The following is a 3,164-nucleotide window of genomic DNA, read 5'->3' on the forward strand; positions in this document are numbered from 1 at the left end:
CCAGGACGGACATGACCGCGGCGCCAACCTCGTGTCGTCGGCGTTCGGCGATCTCGGCTTCGATGTCGTCCCCGGGCCCTTGTTCCAGACGCCGTCCGAAGCCGCCAAGCTCGCGATCGAGAGCGACGTCGACGTGGTCGGCGCGTCGTCGCTGGCGGCCGGACACAAGACGCTGATCCCCGAGCTGATCGGCCATTTGCGCGAGGCTGGCCGCGGCGACATCAAGGTGATCGCAGGCGGGGTGATCCCCGCGCAGGATTATCAGGTGCTGCGCGACGCCGGGGTGCAGGGGATTTTCGGGCCCGGGACCAATCTGGTCGAGGCGGCGGGCGAAGTGTTGCGATTGCTGGGGCATAATATGCCGCCGGTCGAGGAAGATGTGAAATGACCGTGATTACGAAGCATAGCCCCTCCCCTTCAGGGGAGGGGTTGGGGTGGGGCCGTGCCGCGAATGCGGACGCTGTTCTCGGTGAGACGTCCCCCACCCCCATCCCCTCCCCTGAAGGGGAGGGGCGCACCAGGAACGACTGGACCCGCGCCGAGATCGCCGCGTTGTTCGATCTCCCGTTCGACGAACTGATGTTCCGCGCCCAGACCACCCACCGCGCGCACCACGCTGCGGGGCAGGTACAGCTCTGCACGCTGCTCTCGATCAAGACCGGCGGCTGCCCCGAGGATTGCGGATACTGCAACCAGTCCGCCTCAGCCGAGACCGAGCTCAAGGCGAGCAAGCTGATGGACGTCCGCGCCGTCCTGCAATCCGCCGCCCAGGCGCGTGACGCGGGTTCGCAGCGCTTCTGCATGGGCGCCGCCTGGCGCAACCCCAAGGACAAGGACATGCCCGCGATCATCGAGATGGTGCAGGGCGTCCGCCAGATGGGGATGGAGACCTGCATGACGCTCGGCATGCTGACGCCGAGCCAGGCGGAGCAGCTCGCCGCGGCGGGGCTCGATTACTACAACCACAATATCGACACCTCGCCGGAGAAATACGCCGAGGTCATCACCACCCGCACCTTCCAGGACCGGCTCGACACGCTCGAGAACGTCCGCGAGGCGGGGATCAACGTGTGCTGCGGCGGGATCGTCGGCATGGGCGAGACGCGCGGCGACCGCGTCGGCTTCGTCCATGCGCTGGCCACGCTGCCGCGACACCCGGAGAGCGTGCCGGTCAATGCGCTGGTGCCGGTCAAGGGCACCGTGCTCGGCAACATGCTCGCCGACACGCCGCTCGCGGCGATCGACGATATCGAGTTCGTCCGCACCGTCGCGGTCGCGCGCATCACGATGCCGCTGAGCATGGTGCGGTTGTCGGCCGGGCGCGAGAGCATGTCCGAGGCGACGCAGGCGCTCTGCTTCATGGCGGGTGCCAACTCGATCTTCACCGGCGACAAGTTGCTCACTACGGGCAATGCCGGCGACGATAAGGACGCCGCGCTGCTGGCGAAACTGGGGCTCGTCCCGATGGTTGGGGAGGAACCGATGCGCAAGGACAAGACATGCTGCTGATCGCGCTGCTCCTCACTGCCGCCGCCCCGGTCCAGACGCAGGCGGCGATGAACCGCTCGGGCGGCGCGAGTTACGCGCAGGCCGATGCCGCGATGACCGCGCAGTGGAAGCGGACCTACGCCTATATGAAGGGACGCGATGCGCAGGACACGTCGCGCGGCGGCGGCTTCGGCTATGCGGGCGCCTTGCTCGAGAGCCAGCGTGCGTGGCTCAAGTATCGCGATACGCAGTGCGTGATCGAGGGCGGGCAATATGCCGGCGGTTCGGCGCAGGGCATGACGACGGCGGCGTGCCGCACGGGCCTGACGCGCGCGCGCACGGCGCAGCTCAAGGCGATGATCTGGTACCAGTGACGACACATTCCCCTCCCGCTTGCGGGAGGGGCTAAGGGAGGGGCTGTCCTCCGATCAGGTTGCACCCCTTGCGGACAGGCCCTCCCCCGGCCCCTCCCGCAAGCGGGAGGGGAGTAGAGAATGTTCAAGAAGATCCTCGTCGCGAACCGTGGCGAAATCGCGTGCCGCGTAATGCGCACCGCCAAGAAGATGGGGATCGCCACGGTTGCGGTCTATTCGGATGCCGACGCCCGCGCGCCGCACGTGCTGATGGCCGACGAGAGCGTCCGCCTCGGGCCGCCGCCGGCGGGGGAGAGCTATCTGCTCGCCGACCTGATCCTGCTCGCCGCCAAGGAGACCGGCGCCGACTGCATCCATCCGGGCTACGGCTTCCTGTCCGAGCGCGAGAGTTTCGCGCGCGCCTGCGCCGATGCCGGGATCGCCTTTGTCGGGCCACCCGCGAACGCGATCGCCGCGATGGGCGACAAGATCGAATCGAAGAAGCTCGCCAAGGCCGCCGGCGTCAACGTCGTTCCCGGTTTCCTCGGCGAGATCGCCGATACCGAGGAAGCGGTGAAGATCGCCACCGACATCGGCTATCCGGTGATGATGAAGGCGAGCGCGGGCGGCGGCGGCAAGGGGATGCGGCTGGCCTATTCCGAGCAGGACGTGCGCGAAGGCTTCGAGGCGACCAAGCGCGAGGGGCTGGCGTCGTTCGGCGACGACCGCGTGTTCATCGAGAAGTTCATCGAATCGCCCCGCCACATCGAGATCCAGGTGATGGGCGACCAGCACGGCAATATCGTCTATCTCGGCGAGCGCGAATGCTCGATCCAGCGCCGCCACCAGAAGGTGGTCGAGGAGGCGCCGTCGCCGTTCGTCACGCCGAAGATGCGGGAAAGCATGGGCGAGCAGGCGGTCGCGCTGGCGCGTGCGGTGGGGTATTTCTCGGCGGGGACGGTCGAGCTGATCGTGTCGGGCGCCGACACGACCGGCGAGGGCTTCTACTTCCTCGAGATGAACACCCGGCTGCAGGTCGAGCATCCCGTGACCGAGGCGGTGACCGGGCTCGATCTGGTCGAGCTGATGATCCGCGTCGCCGCGGGCGAGCCGCTCGGGTTCGCGCAGGACGACGTGCACCTCAACGGCTGGGCGATCGAGAACCGGGTGTATGCGGAAGATCCGTATCGCGGCTTCCTGCCGAGCATTGGGCGCTTGGTGCGGTATAACCCGCCCGAGAGCAGCGAGACGCCGTACGCGAAACTAAGCCCCTCCCCTTCAGGGGAGGGGTTGGGGTGGGGCCGTGCCGCGAACGTAGGTGCC

The 3,164-nt window shown here is 67.8% G+C and carries 4 protein-coding genes; all 4 read left to right on the forward strand.

The window, feature by feature from the left end:
* The coding region (locus RH90_RS02480) for a cobalamin-dependent protein (RefSeq protein ID WP_010183662.1) at window positions 1-388 on the forward strand (388 nt) is incomplete at its 5' end.
* Window positions 385-1,509 (forward strand): biotin synthase BioB, encoded by a 1,125-nt coding sequence (gene bioB, locus RH90_RS02485; RefSeq protein WP_232280288.1) that lies wholly within the window; start codon window positions 385-387, stop codon window positions 1,507-1,509. The genes RH90_RS02480 and bioB, both read left to right, overlap by 4 nt.
* Complete coding sequence (locus RH90_RS02490) at window positions 1,500-1,862, forward strand: lysozyme inhibitor LprI family protein (RefSeq protein ID WP_010183664.1); 363 nt, start codon at window positions 1,500-1,502, stop codon at window positions 1,860-1,862. Before bioB ends, RH90_RS02490 begins: the two co-directional genes overlap by 10 nt.
* A 120-nt stretch (window positions 1,863-1,982) precedes the next feature.
* Window positions 1,983-3,164: acetyl-CoA carboxylase biotin carboxylase subunit (locus RH90_RS02495; protein WP_010183665.1), on the forward strand; the 1,182-nt coding region annotated here is incomplete at its 3' end.

The organism is Sphingomonas sp. PAMC 26605 (genome assembly GCF_000241485.1).
Classification (GTDB): domain Bacteria; phylum Pseudomonadota; class Alphaproteobacteria; order Sphingomonadales; family Sphingomonadaceae; genus Sphingomonas.

Excerpts from the sequence above, each read along its gene's own strand:
- bioB (WP_232280288.1), top strand. The coding sequence starts at position 385 with ATGACCGTGATTACGAAGCATAGCCCCTCCCCTTCAGGGGAGGGGTTG.
- RH90_RS02490 (WP_010183664.1), top strand. The coding sequence starts at position 1,500 with ATGCTGCTGATCGCGCTGCTCCTCACTGCCGCCGCCCCGGTCCAGACG.